The sequence below is a fragment of the Pseudomonas sp. RIT-PI-S genome, from assembly GCF_025642975.1.
In the GTDB taxonomy this organism is placed as follows: Bacteria; Pseudomonadota; Gammaproteobacteria; order Pseudomonadales; family Pseudomonadaceae; genus Aquipseudomonas.
In genome coordinates this window covers 47,558-65,121 of the sequence record NZ_JANZKJ010000020.1, presented here as the reverse complement: position 1 = coordinate 65,121, position 17,564 = coordinate 47,558, and the positions used below count along the sequence as shown (strand labels likewise).

The 17,564-nt window shown below is 62.7% G+C and carries 13 protein-coding genes; 9 read left to right on the top strand and 4 right to left on the bottom strand.

The features are described from left to right. Positions 1 to 371: 371 nt before the first annotated feature. The 6 genes from fadB (at position 372) to OGL93_RS21160 (ending at position 7,606) form a co-directional block, all read left to right on the top strand. The gene (gene fadB / locus OGL93_RS21185) at positions 372 to 2,519 is read left to right on the top strand and encodes a fatty acid oxidation complex subunit alpha FadB (RefSeq protein ID WP_263264956.1); all 2,148 of its coding nucleotides are present in this window, start codon (positions 372 to 374) and stop codon (positions 2,517 to 2,519) included. Between the two features lie 30 nt (positions 2,520 to 2,549). Next, complete coding sequence (fadA, locus tag OGL93_RS21180) at positions 2,550 to 3,725, top strand: acetyl-CoA C-acyltransferase FadA (RefSeq protein ID WP_263264954.1); 1,176 nt, start codon at positions 2,550 to 2,552, stop codon at positions 3,723 to 3,725. 75 nt (positions 3,726 to 3,800) lie between these two features. Beyond that, positions 3,801 to 4,052 (top strand): DUF1653 domain-containing protein, encoded by a 252-nt coding sequence (locus OGL93_RS21175; protein WP_263264953.1) that lies wholly within the window; start codon positions 3,801 to 3,803, stop codon positions 4,050 to 4,052. A 96-nt stretch (positions 4,053 to 4,148) separates the two neighbouring features. Then, on the top strand, positions 4,149 to 6,752 hold the full coding sequence (gene topA, locus OGL93_RS21170; RefSeq protein ID WP_263264952.1) for a type I DNA topoisomerase: 2,604 nt from the start codon (positions 4,149 to 4,151) through the stop codon (positions 6,750 to 6,752). Positions 6,753 to 6,796: 44 nt separating this feature from the next. Beyond that, positions 6,797 to 7,321, top strand: coding sequence for a DUF6586 family protein (locus tag OGL93_RS21165; RefSeq protein WP_263264951.1), 525 nt, complete (start codon positions 6,797 to 6,799; stop codon positions 7,319 to 7,321). Positions 7,322 to 7,372: 51 nt separating this feature from the next. Continuing rightward, a complete protein-coding gene (locus tag OGL93_RS21160) occupies positions 7,373 to 7,606 on the top strand; it encodes a hypothetical protein (protein WP_263264950.1) in 234 nt (77 codons plus the stop codon). Between the two features lie 116 nt (positions 7,607 to 7,722). Here the strand turns inward: OGL93_RS21160 and sulA are convergent, their stop codons facing one another. Both sulA and lexA read right to left on the bottom strand, forming a co-directional pair. Then, complete coding sequence (sulA, locus tag OGL93_RS21155) at positions 7,723 to 8,208, bottom strand: SOS-induced cell division inhibitor SulA (protein WP_263264949.1); 486 nt, start codon at positions 8,206 to 8,208, stop codon at positions 7,723 to 7,725. Positions 8,209 to 8,220: 12 nt separating this feature from the next. Next, entirely contained in the window at positions 8,221 to 8,832 is a 612-nt protein-coding gene (gene lexA, locus OGL93_RS21150; protein ID WP_263264947.1) for a transcriptional repressor LexA, read from the bottom strand. A gap of 186 nt (positions 8,833 to 9,018) precedes the next feature. Here lexA and OGL93_RS21145 point away from each other — a divergent pair, with 186 nt between their 5' ends. From OGL93_RS21145 to OGL93_RS21135, 3 genes are all read left to right on the top strand, one after another. Then, entirely contained in the window at positions 9,019 to 9,720 is a 702-nt protein-coding gene (locus OGL93_RS21145; protein WP_263264945.1) for a TetR/AcrR family transcriptional regulator, read from the top strand. Between the two features lie 67 nt (positions 9,721 to 9,787). Next, positions 9,788 to 10,816 carry a beta-N-acetylhexosaminidase gene (gene nagZ / locus OGL93_RS21140; protein ID WP_263264944.1) on the top strand — a complete coding sequence of 343 codons (1,029 nt, stop codon included), beginning with the start codon at positions 9,788 to 9,790 and terminating at the stop codon, positions 10,814 to 10,816. Between the two features lie 2 nt (positions 10,817 to 10,818). Next, complete coding sequence (locus tag OGL93_RS21135) at positions 10,819 to 11,556, top strand: S-methyl-5'-thioinosine phosphorylase (RefSeq protein WP_263264943.1); 738 nt, start codon at positions 10,819 to 10,821, stop codon at positions 11,554 to 11,556. Positions 11,557 to 11,740: 184 nt separating this feature from the next. Here the strand turns inward: OGL93_RS21135 and OGL93_RS21130 are convergent, their stop codons facing one another. Both OGL93_RS21130 and mfd read right to left on the bottom strand, forming a co-directional pair. Continuing rightward, on the bottom strand, positions 11,741 to 14,035 hold the full coding sequence (locus OGL93_RS21130; protein ID WP_263264942.1) for a DEAD/DEAH box helicase: 2,295 nt from the start codon (positions 14,033 to 14,035) through the stop codon (positions 11,741 to 11,743). A gap of 33 nt (positions 14,036 to 14,068) precedes the next feature. Next, the gene (gene mfd, locus OGL93_RS21125) at positions 14,069 to 17,542 is read right to left on the bottom strand and encodes a transcription-repair coupling factor (RefSeq protein WP_263264941.1); all 3,474 of its coding nucleotides are present in this window, start codon (positions 17,540 to 17,542) and stop codon (positions 14,069 to 14,071) included. Positions 17,543 to 17,564 lie beyond the last annotated feature (22 nt).

Below are 17,564 nucleotides of genomic sequence, written 5' to 3'. Positions count from 1 at the left end.
CCGGCGGTGAAGCCGGGCGAGGCCAGGCAGGCCGGTGAATGGGCGAGAGCTTAGCCGGCGATGCCAATGGGCGACATGAATTCTCGGCCATTCATCGTTATGACCACCTGGGTGACCATAATCATCCGACTGCAACCGGGCGTTGGCTGTCTACGCTCAAGCGGGCAAGTGACCGAGCGGTCGCGGTAGCAGGCCGTTTTCGGGGCGATTGACAATCCTCGGCTTTTCGCTGAAGGTGTGCACACCCGAATCAAACGGGCGTATGAATCGAGCGTTTGCCTTGGCTTCATGCTCCCGAACGCGTGCTGGCGGGTAGGCCGAAAGGCCGCTCCAGCACGTAATGTTCAGCTTCCATTCCTGGAGATCAGTTGATGATTTACGAAGGTAAAGCCATCACGGTTAAGGCTCTTGAAAGTGGCATCGTCGAACTCAATTTCGACCTCAAGGGTGAGTCCGTCAACAAGTTCAACCGCCTTACCCTCAACGAGCTGCGCGAGGCGGTAGAAGCGCTCAAGGCCGACGCGTCGGTCAAGGGCGTGGTGGTTACCAGCGGCAAGGATGTATTCATCGTCGGTGCCGACATCACCGAGTTCGTCGATAACTTCAAGCTGCCCGAAGCCGAGCTGACTGCCGGAAACCTGGAAGTCAACAAGATTTTCAGCGACTTCGAAGACCTGCCGTACCCCACCGTGGTAGCGATCAACGGCATCGCGCTCGGCGGCGGCCTTGAAATGGCCCTGGCCGCGGACTTCCGCGTGATGTCTACTGCGGCGAAGATCGGCCTGCCGGAAGTCAAGCTGGGCATCTACCCAGGCTTTGGCGGCACCGTGCGCTTGCCTCGCCTGATCGGCGCGGACAACGCCATCGAGTGGATCGCTTCTGGCAAGGAACAACGCCCGGATGACGCTCTCAAGGTGCGTGCCGTGGACGTGGTGGTGGCGCCCGAGCAGCTGCGCGATGCCGCGCTGGATCTGGTCAAGCGCGCGATTGCCGGTGAGATCGATCACCTGGCCCGTCGCCAGCCGAAGCTGGAAAAGATCAAGCTCAACGCCATCGAACAGATGATGATCTTCGAAACGGCCAAGGGCTTCGTGGCAGGCCAGGCCGGTCCGAACTACCCGGCGCCGGTGGAAGCGATCAAAGCTATCCAGAAAGCCGCCAATTTCGGCCGCGACAAGGCCTTGGAAATCGAAGCCGCCGGCTTTGTGAAAATGGCCAAGACCTCTGCCGCCGAAAGCCTCATTGGCTTGTTCCTGAACGATCAGGAGCTCAAGCGCAAGGCCAAGATCTACGACAAGCAGGCGCGCGACGTGAAGCAGGCCGCCGTGCTCGGCGCAGGCATCATGGGTGGGGGCATCGCCTACCAGTCCGCCTATAAAGGCACCCCTATCCTGATGAAGGACATCAACGAGAAGGGTATCGAGCAAGGCCTGAACGAAGCCTCGAAGCTGCTCGGCAAGCAGGTAGAGAAAGGCCGCCTGACCCCGGCGAAAATGGCCGTGGCCCTCAATGCCATCCGCCCGACCCTGTCGTATGGCGATTTCGGCCACGTCGACATCGTCGTCGAAGCCGTTGTCGAGAACCCGAAGGTCAAGCAAGCCGTATTGGCTGAAGTGGAAGGCCAGGTCAAGGAAGACACGATCCTCGCTTCCAACACCTCCACCATTTCCATCAGCCTGTTGGCCAAGGCACTCAAGCGCCCGGAAAACTTCGTCGGCATGCACTTCTTCAACCCCGTGCACATGATGCCGCTGGTTGAAGTCATCCGCGGCGAGAAATCCAGCGAAGAAGCGGTGGCTACCACCGTGGCTTACGCCAAGAAGATGGGCAAGAACCCGATCGTGGTCAACGACTGCCCGGGCTTTTTAGTGAACCGCGTACTGTTCCCGTACTTCGGTGGTTTCGCCAAGCTGGTCAGCGCGGGTGTGGACTTCGTGCGCATTGACAAGGTCATGGAGAAGTTCGGCTGGCCCATGGGCCCGGCCTACCTGATGGACGTGGTCGGTATCGACACCGGTCACCATGGTCGCGACGTGATGGCCGAGGGCTTCCCGGATCGCATGAAGGATGACCGTCGTAGCGCTATCGACGCGCTGTACGAGGCCGATCGCCTGGGCCAGAAGAACGGCAAGGGCTTCTACGCCTACGAAACCGACAAGCGCGGCAAACCGAAGAAAGTCGCCGACGCCGCGGTGCTCGAAGTGCTCAAGCCGGTGATCTACGAGCAGCGTGAAGTCACGGACGAAGACATCATCAACTGGATGATGATCCCGCTGTGCCTGGAGACCGTTCGCTGCCTGGAAGATGGCATCGTCGAGACCGCCGCCGAAGCCGATATGGGCCTCGTGTATGGCATCGGTTTCCCTCCCTTCCGTGGTGGTGCGCTGCGTTACATCGATTCGATTGGCGTTGCTGAGTTCGTGGCGATCGCCGACCGCTACGCCGATCTGGGCCCGCTGTATCACCCCACCGAGAAGCTGCGTGAAATGGCCCGTACCGGCCAGCGCTTCTTTGGTTGAGCCGCCCGACAACAGAGCGAGATTTGCACTATGAGCCTGAATCCAAGAGATGTGGTGATCGTCGACTTCGGTCGTACTCCCATGGGCCGCTCCAAGGGCGGCATGCATCGCAACACCCGCGCCGAGAGCATGTCGGCGTACCTGATCGACCAGTTGCTGGCGCGTAACCCCAACGTCGACCCTAACGAGGTCGAGGACGTGATCTGGGGCTGCGTCAACCAGACCCTGGAGCAGGGCTGGAACATCGCCCGCATGGCATCGCTGATGACCCGCATTCCGCATACCTCGGCGGCGCAAACCGTCAGCCGTCTGTGCGGTTCGTCCATGAGCGCGCTGCACACCGCGGCCCAGGCGATCCAGACCGGCAACGGCGACGTCTTCGTTATCGGTGGCGTAGAACACATGGGGCACGTGAGCATGATGCACGGCGTGGACCCTAACCCGCAGCTGTCCCTGCATGCGGCCAAGGCTGCTGGGATGATGGGCCTGACCGCCGAGCTGCTGGGCAAGATGCACGGCATCACTCGCGAGCAACAGGATGCCTTCGGCGTGCGCTCCCACCAGCTTGCCCACAAGGCAACCGTGGAAGGGCTGTTCAAGGATGAAATCATCCCAATGGAAGGGTATGACGAGAATGGTTTCCTCAAGGTCTTCGACTATGACGAAACCATCCGCCCTGAAACCACCCTCGAAGGCTTGGCCGCCCTGAAACCGGCGTTCAACCCTAAAGGTGGTACCGTGACCGCGGGTACGTCCTCGCAGATCACCGACGGCGCTTCCTGCATGATCGTGATGTCGGCGCAACGCGCCAAAGACCTGGGCCTGCAGCCAATGGCGGTGATCCGTTCCATGGCGGTGGCCGGTGTCGATCCGTCGATCATGGGCTATGGCCCCGTGCCGGCGACCCAGAAGGCGCTCAAGCGCGCCGGCCTGACCGTCGCCGACATCGATTGCTTCGAGCTCAACGAAGCCTTCGCGGCACAGGCACTGCCGGTCCTCAAGGACCTCAAGGTGCTCGACAAGATGGACGAGAAGGTCAACCTGCACGGCGGCGCGATTGCTTTGGGGCATCCTTTCGGTTGCTCAGGTGCTCGTATTTCCGGCACTCTGCTTAACGTAATGAAACAAAAGGGCGCCACCCTCGGCGTCGCTACCATGTGTATCGGCCTTGGCCAGGGCATCACCACGGTGTTCGAGCGGGTCTGATAACCGCGTGTAGCAAGGACCGGGGCCAGGTGCCCCGGTTTTTGTTTTTCAGCGTTTAGAGAAGTGAGGCGGCATATGCTGTTACAACCTGGCGTCTACAGGCATTACAAGGGCCCGGAGTATCGCGTGTTCGGCGTCGCGCGCCACTCCGAGACCGAGCAGCAGGTGGTTTTCTACCAGGCCTTGTACGGCGAGTACGGCTTGTGGGTACGGCCTCTGGAGATGTTCCTGGAATCTGTCGAAGTTGACGGGGAACAGGTCCCGCGCTTTGCTTTGGTGCAGGCCGAGGGCAGCCTTTTTGAAACCGCCGCGCCTGATGTCATTTAGGCACTACGCTTGACCTCATCCGGTTGCCACTATATATAGCGGGGCCTCGAAAGGCGTCGCCGCCTTCCATTTCTGTTTTTAGGAACCTTCCGATCCATGGGAAAATCGCTGGTCATTGTGGAATCCCCGGCCAAGGCCAAGACGATCAACAAGTACCTGGGCAACCAGTACGTGGTGAAGTCCAGCATCGGCCATATCCGTGACCTGCCCACCAGCGGTTCGTCCACCACCCGTGAGCCTGCTGCACGCAAAGCCAAGGCAGCGAGCGAGGCCCCTGTGCTGTCACCGCGCGAAAAGGCCCGGCGGCAGCTGGTGGCGCGCATGGGGGTAGATCCCGAGCATGGCTGGAAAGCCAAGTACGAGATCCTTCCCGGCAAGGAGAAGGTGATCGACGAGCTGCGCAAGCTCGCCAAGGATGCCGACACCATCTATCTCGCGACCGACCTTGACCGCGAAGGAGAGGCCATCGCCTGGCACCTGCGCGAAGCCATAGGCGGCGACGACGCTCGCTACAAGCGGGTGGTGTTCAACGAAATCACCAAGAAAGCCATCCAGGAAGCCTTCTCGCAGCCTGGCGAGCTGGACATCGACCGGGTGAATGCGCAGCAGGCGCGGCGTTTCCTCGACCGTGTAGTGGGTTACATGGTGTCCCCGCTGCTGTGGCAAAAGATTGCCCGTGGCCTGTCCGCCGGCCGCGTCCAGTCCGTCGCGGTGAAGCTGGTGGTGGAGCGGGAGCGGGAAATCCGCGCCTTCATCCCGCAAGAATACTGGGAGCTGCACGCGGACCTCGCCAGCAGCAAGGCCAAGGTGCGTTTCGAGGTCGCCCGCGAGAATGGCGAAGCCTTCAAGCCGCTGAACGAAGCTCAAGCCATGGCGGCCGTGGAGAAGCTCAAGGCCTCCACTTACAGCGTGGCCAAGCGCGAAGACAAGCCCACCAGCAGCAAGCCCTCGGCCCCGTTCATTACGTCGACCTTGCAGCAGGCCGCGAGCAACCGGCTTGGCTTCGGCGTGAAGAAGACCATGATGATGGCCCAGCGGCTGTACGAAGCGGGCTACATCACCTACATGCGTACCGACTCCACCAACCTGTCGGTGGATGCGGTAGAAATGGCGCGCAGCTACATTGAAGGTAATTTCGGCAAACAGTACCTGCCCGCCACACCGAACGTGTACGGCAGCAAGGAGGGGGCCCAGGAGGCGCACGAAGCGATCCGCCCTTCGGACGTGAATCTGCATCCTTCCCAGCTCAACGGCATGGAGCGCGATGCCGAACGGCTGTATGAGTTGATCTGGCGCCAGTTCCTGGCCTGCCAGATGCCGCCAGCGCAATACCTGTCCACCACCCTGACGGTCGCGGCTGGAAGCTTCGAACTGCGTGCCAAGGGCCGTATCCTCAAGTTCGACGGTTACACCCGGGTTTTGCCGCAGGTGAGCAAGCCGGGCGAGGACGATGTGTTACCCGACATGGCCCAAGGTGAGGCGTTGCAGCTGCTTCACCTTGACCCTACCCAGCACTTCACTAAGCCGCCGGCGCGTTATTCCGAGGCCAGCCTGGTCAAGGAAATGGAAAAGCGCGGGATTGGCCGGCCATCCACTTACGCCGCAATCATCTCCACCATCCAGGATCGCGGCTACGTCACCCTGCATAACCGCCGCTTCTACTCGGAAAAAATGGGCGACATCGTCACCGAGCGGCTGGGCGAGAGCTTCGCCAACCTGATGGACTACGGGTTCACCGCCGGCATGGAAGAGCACCTGGACGACGTGGCCCAGGGCGAGCGGGATTGGAAGAACGTACTGGACGAGTTCTACGACGACTTCAAGACCAAGCTGGAGGTCGCCGAGGCAAGCGAGAACGGCATGCGTGCCAATCAGCCCACGCTGACCGACATTCCTTGCAAGGAGTGTGGCCGGCCGATGATGATTCGCACCGCCTCGACCGGTGTGTTCCTTGGCTGCTCAGGCTATAGCCTGCCGCCCAAGGAGCGCTGCAAGGCGACCATCAACCTGGTGCCGGGTGATGAGATCGCTGCGGACGACGAGGGCGAATCTGAGTCGCGGGTGTTGCTGAACAAGCACCGTTGCCCGATTTGTGCCACGGCCATGGACGCTTACCTGCTGGACGAGAAGCGCAAGCTGCACATCTGCGGCAATAATCCGGACTGCGCCGGTTACGAGATCGAGCAAGGTAGCTTCCGCATCAAGGGTTACGAAGGCCCAAGCATCCAGTGCGACAAGTGTGGCAGCGAGATGCAGCTCAAGACCGGCCGCTTCGGCAAGTTTTTTGGCTGCACCAACGCGGCCTGCAAGAACACCCGCAAGTTGTTGAAGAATGGCGAGGCTGCGCCACCGAAAATGGATGCGGTAAAAATGCCTGAGCTCAAGTGTGAAAAAGTGGACGACACGTACGTGCTACGTGATGGCGCCTCGGGCTTGTTCCTGGCGGCCAGCCAGTTCCCGAAAAACCGCGAGACTCGAGCGCCGCTGGTCCGTGAGCTGCTGCCGCACAAGGATGAGATCGATCCTAAGTATCATTTCCTGTTCGAGGCGCCGGTGAAGGACCCCGAGGGGCGGTACTCGGTGATACGCTACAGCCGCAAGACCAAAGAGCAATACGTTCAGACCGAGGTCGACGGCAAGCCAACAGGCTGGAAAGCCTTCTATGACGGCAAAGCCTGGAAGGTCGAAGACAAGCGCTAAATGCCGCCGGGCCCATCGGCCCGGCTTGTTCTGGGAGGTTCACCATGGCTCATGAGCTGTACACCCGTACCAACCAGAAGATCTACTTCGCAGGCCTGGCGCTGGAGGCGTTAGGGCGCGCCGAACAAGGCGCGGCCATGAATGCAGTGGCGCTGGCCCAGGCAGAGCGCGAGGCGGTATTGTTTCACCTGTACGGCGCCTTGCTTGGGTTGTGCCATGAGATTGCCGGGTACTATCGCCTGGCAGACGCCGACTCGCCGCGGGCCGAACGCTTCCTGACCGCCGAAGCCCTGGCAGCGGCGCCAAACCCGCAACTGGGGGAGCTGGTCGAGTTGGCCGGCAACAGCGATACCTGGCTAGCCGGCCTGCTGCGCGAGTATTCGGGCCTGTGGCAACCGCCGCGAGCGCCCAAGAAAGCCAAGCATGATGTAACCCAGCCATTGATCCAGGCCGTGAGCCTGGATGAGCCATCACCCGCGCCGTTGCTTGATCGACAGGAGCTTGAACAGTGGCGTCAGCAGCTTAAATCCTTGGCTATCAGGTTCCGAGACGGGCTAAGTGAGTGCTGATCCGTGCGCCGGCTGCTACAATGCCTGCCTTTCTCGGAGAACCTTCACGTTATGTCTACGTCCTTTCTTGAAATCGTCGAACTGCCAGACGGCCGGATCGAGCTGCGTCGCGCCGAGGACGAAGGCTCGCTGGTTACGCTGAACTTTTCCGAGGATGCCAAGGCTTTTCTTCAAGGGCAGCATGTGGAAGTCGCCAAGGCCATGCTGAGCGTAGGTGTGCAGATGGCTGGCAAGCTGGTCGAAGGTGATTTCGATCATGGCGAGGCATCACGCGTTTTGCATTGAATGATTCAGGACAAGCTTCCGGCCTTGCCCTGCAGGAGCAGGCGACAACCTGCCAACCTCAGGCGCCGCGGTTCGCGGGCTTTGCCGGATGGCCAGCCCTGCTCCCTACGACCATTTCAACCCATTCGGATGTTCAGGCTTTGCGCGTCGCCCTGGCGTGCCGCAGCGATCAATTGCTGACGACCTGCACTGTTCAGCGGGTTCACCCAACTCACCACTGTATGGCTCCTGCCGAGGCGCAATGCTTCGCACACAAGCTGCAGGGGTGTCTGGTTGGCGCGCGGCTGCAGTAACAAGATCCGCTCTCGATTCAGCCCGGCTTCGCGCAACCAGTTCTGGGTAAGGCTGGCCGGTGGCGCTACCAGCGTCAGCCAGCGCATGTGTTCTCCGTCGCTTAACTCGCGAAGCATTGGGGCCAGTAGGCTCAGGCAGTTCCCCGTCGCCCCGCGAAGGCTCAACTCGCTGAACACCTCCGGAGCCTGGCCAGGCCAATTGTCAATTGGTACCTTTTGAAAAGGCTGACCGCCAGGGGCGATGAAGGCTTCGAACAACGACAGCTGGGTGTGCTGAACGCTATTGGGCATTACCGGGGAAAACTGCATGTCGCCTCCTGATTATCGGCGGATGACGCCGACGCTGAGCCCTTCGATGACTAGCTCCTGTTCCCGCAGGTCGATTTCAATGGGCGCGAACTCGGGATTTTCAGCAAGCAATTGCACTTTGTGGCCGGTACGGTTGAAACGCTTTACCGTGACTTCCTCGCCAATGCGCGCAACGACGATCTGGCCATTGCGAGCCTCTCGGCAGGTGTGCACCGCCAGCAGGTCGCCGTCCATGATGCCGACGTCCTTCATGCTCATGCCATGAACGCGCAGCAGGTAGTCCGCACGGGGATGGAAGAAGGCAGGATTGATGTTGCAGGCATCTTCGATATGTTGCTCGGCGAGGATCGGTGCACCGGCAGCCACGCGGCCAATGATCGGGAGGGTAGCTTCGCTGGCCAGGCGCGGTTCAGCACCGGGAATGCGAATGCCACGTGAGGCCCCCGGCGTCATTTCGATCGCACCCTTGCGTGCCAGCGCCTTGAGGTGTTCCTCGGCGGCATTGGGGGACTTGAACCCTAATTCCTGAGCGATCTCCGCGCGGGTAGGGGGGAAGCCATTATCGTCGAGGCAACGCTTAATGAAAGCGAGGATCTCGGCCTGGCGTGGCGTAAGTTTCTGCATGGCGTTGGCTCTGGCTTTTTATACAGTGACTGGAATTATATACAGTATGGCGTGCTTGGCAATCCCCCAGGCGCCTATTCGAATGCTTGAACGCCGGGCCGTATGGCTGGAAAATAGCCGGCTGGCTTGACAAGTTACGCGGGCCAAACGTATGTTTCAAACACCTGTTTGTCAGCCGGAGCAACCATGGCCCAGTCGGAAACCGTCGAGCGCATTCTCGATGCCGCTGAACAATTGTTCGCGGAAAAAGGGTTCGCCGAAACGTCTCTGCGGCTCATTACCGGCAAGGCCGGGGTCAACCTCGCCGCGGTGAACTACCACTTCGGGTCGAAGAAGGCCCTCATACAGGCGGTATTCTCTCGTTTCCTGGGGCCTTTCTGTGCGAGTCTCGATCGAGAACTGGAACGCCGCGCCGCTCGTCCGGAGCACCGAGCGAGCCTCGAGGAGCTGCTGGAAATTCTTGTGGACCAAGCGCTCTCGGTGCAGCCGCGTAGCAATAACGACCTGTCCATCTTCATGCGCCTGCTCGGCCTGGCATTCAGCGAGAGCCAGGGCCATTTGCGTCGTTATCTTGAAGACATGTACGGCAAAGTGTTCCGCCGCTACATGCTGCTGGTCCATGAGGCCGCCCCGCGCGTGCCCGCGCTGGAACTGTTCTGGCGGGTGCACTTCATGCTCGGCGCGGCGGCATTCAGCATGTCCGGGATCAAGGCGCTGCGAGCCATCGCCGAGAATGATTTTGGCGTGAATACCTCGATCGAGCAGGTCATGCGCCTGATGGTGCCGTTCCTGGCCGCGGGCATGCGTGCCGACAGCGGGGTCAGCGATCCGGCGATGTCCAGCGCGCAGTTGCGGCCCCGCAGCAAGGCTACCGCGGTCAAGGCCTGAGCTGCCGCGACAGCCTGCCATGGATTGGGTAAAGTAGCGGCCCCGTTGCTTTCCCAAAGGATTTTTCATGAGCGTCAGCCTTCAGGGCTCTCTGATGGTCGACATCGCCGGCACTTGGCTGACCGCCGACGACCGTCATCTGCTGCGCCAACCCCAGGTGGGCGGCCTTATCCTTTTTGCCCGCAATATCGAGCATCCGCGCCAGGTGCGAGACTTGTGCGCCAGCATCCGCGCCCTGCGCCCTGATCTGATCCTCGCGGTCGACCAGGAAGGCGGGCGGGTGCAACGCCTGCGCCACGGCTTCGTGCGCCTGCCGGCCATGGGCCGGATCGCTGAAGCTGCCCAGGGCGTTGAGGCCGAAGCCCTGGCCCGGGCCTGCGGCTGGATCATGGCCGTTGAAGTGCTCGCCGCTGGGCTGGACCTAAGCTTCGCCCCGGTGCTGGACCTCGACCATGGGCGCAGCGCGGTCATCGGCGCCCGTTCTTTCAATGGCGACCCGCTCAGGGCCACGGCGCTGGCCGGTGCTTTTATCGAGGGTATGAACCAGGCCGGCATGGCCGCTTGCGGGAAGCACTTCCCCGGCCATGGCTGGGCCGAAGCCGATTCTCACGTGGCCATCCCGGTGGATGAGCGCGACCTTGCCACGCTGCGCGCAACTGATATGCAACCCTTTATCCAGCTGCGGCAGCACCTGGCGGCGGTGATGCCTGCCCATGTGATCTACCCGGCGGTAGATGCCAACCCCGCAGGCTTCTCGCGCCGCTGGCTGCAGGACATTCTGCGGGGCGAGCTGGCGTTCGAGGGCGTGATCTTCAGCGACGACCTGTCCATGGCTGGCGCGCACGTGGTGGGCGATGCGGCGGCACGTATCGAAGCCGCGCTTGGCGCCGGTTGCGACATGGGCCTGGTGTGCAATGACCGCGCCGCTGCCGAGCTGGCGCTTGGCGCCGCCCAGCGCCTGGGTGTCACTGCCCCGTTGCGGTTGGCCGGCATGCGCCGCCGCGCTTACCTTACCCCCGAATATCGGCAGCACCCTCGCTGGTTGCAAGCGCTGAGCGCGCTGCGCCACGCCGGGCTGCTCGAGCCAGGAGCTTGACCATGACTACCTACGCAATCATTGGCGGGACTGGGTTGACCCAGCTCGACGGCCTGGAAATCCGCCGGTCGGTCGATATTGAAACGCCCTATGGCGCGCCTTCCGCACCGGTGCTGGTGGGCGAATATGCCGGGCGAGAGGTACTGTTCCTGGCCCGGCATGGCCATCCGCATCGTTTTCCACCGCACAAGGTCAACTACCGGGCGAACCTCTGGGCGCTCAAGCAGGCTGGCGCCCAGGCGGTGCTGGCGGTCAACGCGGTGGGTGGTATTCACCCCGCCATGGGCACCGGTCACCTGTGCGTGCCTCATCAATTGGTGGATTACACCAGTGGGCGCGAACATACGTTCTTTGCCGATGACCTGGACCAGGTGACCCACATCGACTTCAGCTACCCCTACAGCGAGCCATTGCGCCAGCAGTTGATCGCTGCGCTCGCGGCCGAGGGGTATGCCGGCAGCGACTTTGGCGTGTATGGCTGCACCCAGGGGCCGCGGTTGGAAACCGTTGCCGAGATCGCCCGGATGGAGCGCGACGGCTGCGACATCGTCGGCATGACCGGTATGCCCGAAGCCGCGCTGGCCCGGGAAATCGACTTGGCCTATGCCTGCCTGGCGCTGGTGGTGAACCCCGCGGCAGGCAAAAGTACGGATGTGATTACCATGGCGGAGATCGAGGCGGCGCTGCATCAGGGTATCGGTAAGGTCCGCAACGTGTTGGCCAGGGTATTGCACGGCTGATTCATCACGTTCGCAGGCTGTCGCCAGCTCCTGCACATCAGGGCTGTAACCACTGGGCTCGCCCGCGATCAGACGCAGCTCCGTATCACGTCTGTCGCTAGCAAGCCGCGCGGCTAGGCATTAAAGCTTGCGGACAACCCTGGAATCTCCCACAGGCGCAGCCGGCGAGCCGGTGCCACCCGGGCTATCGCTGCTCCGGCAAGGGTTCGAGCAGTGCTTCGATGTCCTCCGGCTCCCAGCGCCAATCCGCGGCGCGGCGGCCATCGAGCACCCCGGCGGCGAGAGCGGTCTTTTCCTGTTGCAGTTGAGCGATTTTCTCTTCGACGGTCCCGCGGGTGATCAGCTTGAACACGAATACCGGTTTGTCCTGGCCGATGCGATAGGCGCGGTCGGTGGCTTGTTGCTCCGCGGCGGGGTTCCACCAGGGGTCATAGTGAATCACCGTGTCGGCGGCCGTCAGGTTCAAACCGACCCCGCCGGCCTTCAGGCTGATCAGGAAGATGCGCTTGCGGCCCTGCTGGAAGTCCTCCACGGGCGCGCGGCGGTCACGGCTGCTGCCGGTGAGCAGCGCGTACCCCATGCCGCGCTGTTGCAGCTCGGCTTCGATCAGCTCAAGCATCGAGGTGAACTGCGAAAACACTAGAACGCGGCGGTCCTCGGCCATCAGCCGCTCGAGCATGCCCATCAGGCTTTCGAGCTTACCCGAACTGCCGGCGAGCTCCGGGCCGCGAGATTTATCCACCAGGCGCAGGTCGCAGCACACCTGGCGCAGCTTGAGCAAGGCTTCCAGGATGATGATTTGGCTACGGGCCATGCCTTTGCGGCTGATTTCCGCGCGTACTTTGCGGTCCATCGCCAGGCGAACGGTTTCATAAAGGTCGCGCTGGGCGTCGTTGAGCTCGACCCACTGGATGATGTCGGTCTTGGCGGGCAATTCAGTGGCAACTTGCTCTTTGGTACGACGTAGCAGGAAGGGTTTGATCCTCGCATTAAGGTGTTGCAGGCGTTCCTGGTCTTCGTGGCGCTCGATCGGCACCCGGTAGTGGAGGTTGAAGGCCTTGCTGTCGCCCAGCCAGCCGGGCATCAGGAAGTGGAACAGCGACCAGAGCTCGCCTAGGTGGTTTTCCAGCGGAGTGCCGCTCAGGCACAGGCGTTGCCTGGCGTCGAAGCGGCGAGCGGCCTGCGCCGCCTTGCTGCCGGGGGTCTTGATGTATTGGGCTTCGTCGAGGATGAGCAGGTGCAGCTTGAGCTGGCCGATGCGTTCCACGTCCTTGGGCAGCAGGGCGTAGGTAGTCAGCAGCAGGTCGTATTCATCCAGGCGATCGAAATACTTCTTCCTGCCCACCCCTTGCAAGGTGAGCACGCGGAGCCCCGGCGCGAAGCGGCTGGCTTCGTCCTGCCAGTTGGGAATCAGGCTGGTGGGCATGACCACCATCACCGGGCGGTCGAGGCGCCCTGCGTTCTTCTCGGTAAGAATATGCGCCAGGGCTTGTAGCGTTTTGCCCAAGCCCATGTCGTCCGCCAGTATGCCGCCCACTTCCAGTTCACGCAGGTTTTGCATCCAGCTCAGCCCCTCGAGCTGATAGCCGCGCAGGGTTGCATTCAGGCCGCTAGGCGCAAGGCAAGGGCGGCTACGCAGGTCGCGCAGGCGGGTAGCCAGCTCCCGCAAGCGTTCCCCTCCTTGCCAGCGCAGCGGCAGCTCGGCGAGCGCATTGAGGCGCGAGGCATCGGGGGTCGCTAGCCGCAGCCGGGTCACGCCGGCCTCTTGTTGATAAACGTCGCCCAGTGCCGCCAGCACGGGCTTGAGCCGGGCGTAGGGGAGCGCGACCTGAACGGCGCGCTTGTTCGCCTGAGCGCCCGGCAGCGGCACCACCAGCAGTTCGTCGTCCTTGCGCCTGGCGATCGCCCCAGGCTTCAGGGCATCTGGGTGGCTGCGCACCAGGTTGAGGAGGATGGGCAACAGGCTTTGCCGCTCCCCATTGACCACGATGCCCAGCTCCAGGTCGAACCAGTCATGCCCGCTGGCTTCCTCGACCACTGCGTACCAGTCATCTACCGGGGTGAGCTGAAAGCTGAATTGCTCGCCGTATTCGATTTCCCAGCCTTGTTCGCGCAGGGCGGGCAGGTCGTGCAACACAAACCGAAGCCAGGCGCTGTCGGAGGGCAGCTCGTAGAGCTCTCCGGCGCTGTCCGGCAGTGCCTTGCTTTGCCGCGTGGCGATACGAAAGCCCAGACGCAGCAGTTGCTCCCGGGCCTGGCGTTCAACCCCCAGGTCGCGGGCAACCGCGCTGGCGTTGCCGCGAGGTGCGGGGCCGGAGGAGGGCGCCAGGTATTGCCCGCTATAACCGAAGGCGAGCGCGGCACGATGCTGAACGTGGCGCTGCATCCGCCCATTGCGTGGCTCGAACGCGCTGAACTCGACGCTGCCCAGCCACAACCGGGGCCGTGGCGTGGCGGCGCCGCTTACACTGGCGTGCATGGCGCGGCGTCGACTGCTGGCGACGCGCGGCGGTTACGCATGGGCCGGCCCTGCCTTGGCCAGTTGTTCGAGCAGGCTTTCGACGGTATTGAAGCGCTCATCCGGCCGCTCCATGGGAACCTGGAATTTGAATAGCGTAGCGCCTTCGAACTTGTAGCGCTTGGGCTGGCTCTGGATGAGCTTGATCAGCACCATCGGGTCCACCGGCGTTTCCGCGGCGAATTCGATACGCCCGCCCTGAGGCCCGCCGTCTATCTTCAAAATGCCGAGTTTTTCAGCCTGCAACTTGAGCAACGTCAGGCGGATAAGGTTCTTGCTCGGCTCTGGCAACAGGCCGAAACGGTCGATCATCTCGACTTGCAGGTCCTTGAGGCCCTCTTCGTCGACAGCCGAAGCGATACGCTTGTAGAGAATCAGCCGCGCGTGAACGTCGGGAAGGTAATCCTCGGGAATCAGGGCCGGTAGCCTGAGGTTGATTTCAGGGCCACCACTGAGCGGTTTGTCCAGATTGGGCTGCTCGCCTTTTTGAATCGACTTCACCGCCCGTTCGAGCATTTCCATGTACAGCGTGAAGCCCACCGCCTGGATCTGCCCGCTCTGGCCTTCGCCGAGCAACTCACCGGCGCCGCGGATTTCCAGGTCGTTGGTGGCCAGTACGAAGCCTGCGCCCAGGTCCTGGGTGTTGGCGATGGCTTCCAGGCGTTTTTCCGCGTCTGGGGTGATCTGCTGGCGTGACGGCGTGAGCAGGTAAGCATAGGCCTGGTGATGGCTACGCCCCACCCGCCCGCGCAGCTGGTGCAACTGCGCCAGGCCGAACTTGTCGGCGCGTTCGATGATGATGGTGTTGGCGCTGGGCACGTCGATGCCGGTTTCGATAATGGTCGAGGCCACCAGCACGTTGAAGCGCTTGTGGTAGAAGTCGCTCATCACCTGTTCCAGCTCGCGTTCGCGCATTTGCCCGTGGCCGATGCCGATGCGCGCCTCGGGCACCAATTCAGCCAGGTCGGCGGCGCACTTTTCGATGGTTTTCACATCGTTGTGCAGGTAGTACACCTGGCCGCCGCGAAGCAGCTCGCGCAGCAGGGCTTCCTTGACCGTGCTCTTGTTCTGCTCCATCACGAAGGTCCGCACGGACAGCCGGCGCGCCGGCGGCGTAGCGATGATGGACAGGTCGCGCATGCCCGACATGGCCATGTTCAGGGTGCGCGGGATCGGCGTTGCGGTAAGGGTAAGGATGTCCACTTCGCTACGAAGGGCTTTGAGTACTTCCTTCTGACGCACGCCGAAGCGGTGCTCCTCGTCGATGATCACCAGGCCGAGGTTCTGGATCTTGACGTCGTCCTGCAGCAGCTTGTGGGTGCCGATCACGATGTCGATCTTGCCTTCGGCGAGCTCGGCAACGGCGTCGGCCACTTCCTTGGCCGACTTGAAGCGGCTCATGACCTCGACGCGCACCGGCCAATCGGCGAAGCGGTCGCGGAAGCTGTTGTAATGCTGCTGGGCCAGCAGGGTAGTGGGCACCAGAATAGCCACCTGCCTGCCGCCATGCACCGCGATAAAGGCCGCGCGCATGGCTACCTCGGTTTTGCCAAACCCCACGTCGCCGCACACCAGGCGGTCCATCGGGCGTGGCGCGAGCATGTCGGCGCGCACGGCCTCGATCGCCGATTGTTGGTCTGGGGTTTCCTCGAAGGCGAAACCGGCGCTGAAGGTCTCGTAGTCCAGCGCAGGGTCGCCGAAGGCGTAGCCCTTGCGCGCGGCGCGGCGCGCGTAGATGTCCAGCAACTCCGCGGCCACGTCGCGCACCTGTTCGGCCGCCTTGCGCTTGGCCTTCTGCCAGGCTTCCGAGCCCAGCCGGTGCAGCGGGGCGAGCGCGTCGTCGCTGCCGGTGTACCGCGCGATCAGGTGCAGGTTGGCCACGGGCACATAGAGCTTGGCGTTCTCGGCGTATTCGAGGGTGAGGAATTCGGCGGCCTGGTTTTCGATCTCCAGGGTCGCCAGCCCAAGGTAGCGGCCCACGCCGTGGTCGATGTGCACCACCGGCGCGCCTTCGCGCAGCTCGGTGAGGTTCTTGATGACCGCATCGCTGCTGACATCGCCGCGCTTCTCCCGGCGCCGACGTTGCATCACCCGCTGCCCGAACAGCGGGCTTTCGGCGATCAGCGCCAGGGCGGGGTCGTCCAGTTGCAAGCCTTCGTCCAGCGGGGCGATGGTAATGGCCAGGCGAGCATCGCTTTCGACGAAGGCCGGCCAGCCGTCGACCGTATGCGGCTTGAGCTTGAGGCGGGCGAGCATGTCCAGCAGCACCTCGCGGCGCCCGGCGGATTCAGCCGTGAACAACACCCGGCCAGGGAATTGGTCCAGGTATTGCGCCAGTGCCGCCATTGGTTGGCTGGCCTTGGCCTCGATGGCCAGGTTGGGCAGCGGGCTGGCGGCGAACCGCTCGCGGCCGGCGCCAGTGCCTGGGTCCTCGCTGCCAGCGACCACTCGCGGCCAACTCTTGAGCCGGGCGAAGCAGTCTTCCACCGGCAGGAACAGTTCGGCCGGGGGCAGCAGTGGCCGCAGCGGGTCGATGCGGCGCTCTTCGAAACGATTGCGCACATCGTTCCAGAATTGTTCGGCGGCTTGTTCGATCCCCGGCAGCGAGAACACTTGGGTGTCCTGGGGCAGGTAGTCGAACAGCGTGGAGGTCTGGTCGAAGAACAGTGGCAGGTAGTATTCGATACCTGCCGGGGTGATGCCGCTGTTGAGGTCCTGGAAGATCGGGCTGCGGCGGAAATCGACGTCGAAGCGCTCGCGGAAGCGCGCCTTGAAGCGGGTGACCGCCTCCTTTTGCAGCGGAAACTCCCGGGCGGGAAGCAGGCGGACCGACGCCACCTTGTCGATCGAGCGCTGGGTGTCCGGGTCGAAGGTGCGCAGGGTTTCGATTTCGTCGTCGAACAGGTCGATCCGGTAGGGCAGCTTGCTGCCCATCGGGAACAGGTCCACCAGCGCGCCTCGCACGGTGAACTCGCCATGCTCGTAGACCGTGTCCACGTAGCGGTAGCCCGCGGCCTCAAGGCGCGTTCGCATGGCGTCTACGTCCAAGGTCTGGCCCACGTCCAGTACCAGGCTGCTGCCGAGCAGGAACTGGGTTGGCGCCAGCCGATGTAGGGCTGTGGTTATCGGCACTACCAAAATGCCGTGGCTCAGCTCAGGCAGCCGGTAAAGGGCGGCGATGCGCTGGGACACGATGTCCTGGTGGGGCGAGAACAGGTCGTAGGGGAGGGTTTCCCAATCCGGGAAGTGCAGCACCGGCAGGTCCGGGGCGAAGAAGCGAAGCTCGTGTTCGAGCCGGTCCGCAGCCTGGCTGTCGGGGGTCAGCAGCAGGGTAAAGCGCCTGGCGGTGCTGGCTGCCTCGGCGATGGCCAGGCTCAGGGCGGCACCTGGCAGGTTGCCCCAGGTCTGTTTGACCGGCGAAGCTGAAGTCGCCACGGAGGGTAACGGCGGGAGGCGCAGAACTGGCACGGTAAGGTAAGGCTCCAGGTAC

What these genes read in the sequence shown, in the direction of transcription:
- fadB (WP_263264956.1), top strand. Translation starts at nt 372, where the DNA reads ATGATTTACGAAGGTAAAGCCATCACGGTTAAGGCTCTTGAAAGTGGC.
- fadA (WP_263264954.1), top strand. Translation starts at nt 2,550, where the DNA reads ATGAGCCTGAATCCAAGAGATGTGGTGATCGTCGACTTCGGTCGTACT.
- OGL93_RS21175 (WP_263264953.1), top strand. Translation starts at nt 3,801, where the DNA reads ATGCTGTTACAACCTGGCGTCTACAGGCATTACAAGGGCCCGGAGTAT.
- topA (WP_263264952.1), top strand. Translation starts at nt 4,149, where the DNA reads ATGGGAAAATCGCTGGTCATTGTGGAATCCCCGGCCAAGGCCAAGACG.
- OGL93_RS21165 (WP_263264951.1), top strand. Translation starts at nt 6,797, where the DNA reads ATGGCTCATGAGCTGTACACCCGTACCAACCAGAAGATCTACTTCGCA.
- OGL93_RS21160 (WP_263264950.1), top strand. Translation starts at nt 7,373, where the DNA reads ATGTCTACGTCCTTTCTTGAAATCGTCGAACTGCCAGACGGCCGGATC.
- sulA (WP_263264949.1), bottom strand. Translation starts at nt 8,208, where the DNA reads ATGCAGTTTTCCCCGGTAATGCCCAATAGCGTTCAGCACACCCAGCTG.
- lexA (WP_263264947.1), bottom strand. Translation starts at nt 8,832, where the DNA reads ATGCAGAAACTTACGCCACGCCAGGCCGAGATCCTCGCTTTCATTAAG.
- OGL93_RS21145 (WP_263264945.1), top strand. Translation starts at nt 9,019, where the DNA reads ATGGCCCAGTCGGAAACCGTCGAGCGCATTCTCGATGCCGCTGAACAA.
- nagZ (WP_263264944.1), top strand. Translation starts at nt 9,788, where the DNA reads ATGAGCGTCAGCCTTCAGGGCTCTCTGATGGTCGACATCGCCGGCACT.
- OGL93_RS21135 (WP_263264943.1), top strand. Translation starts at nt 10,819, where the DNA reads ATGACTACCTACGCAATCATTGGCGGGACTGGGTTGACCCAGCTCGAC.
- OGL93_RS21130 (WP_263264942.1), bottom strand. Translation starts at nt 14,035, where the DNA reads ATGCACGCCAGTGTAAGCGGCGCCGCCACGCCACGGCCCCGGTTGTGG.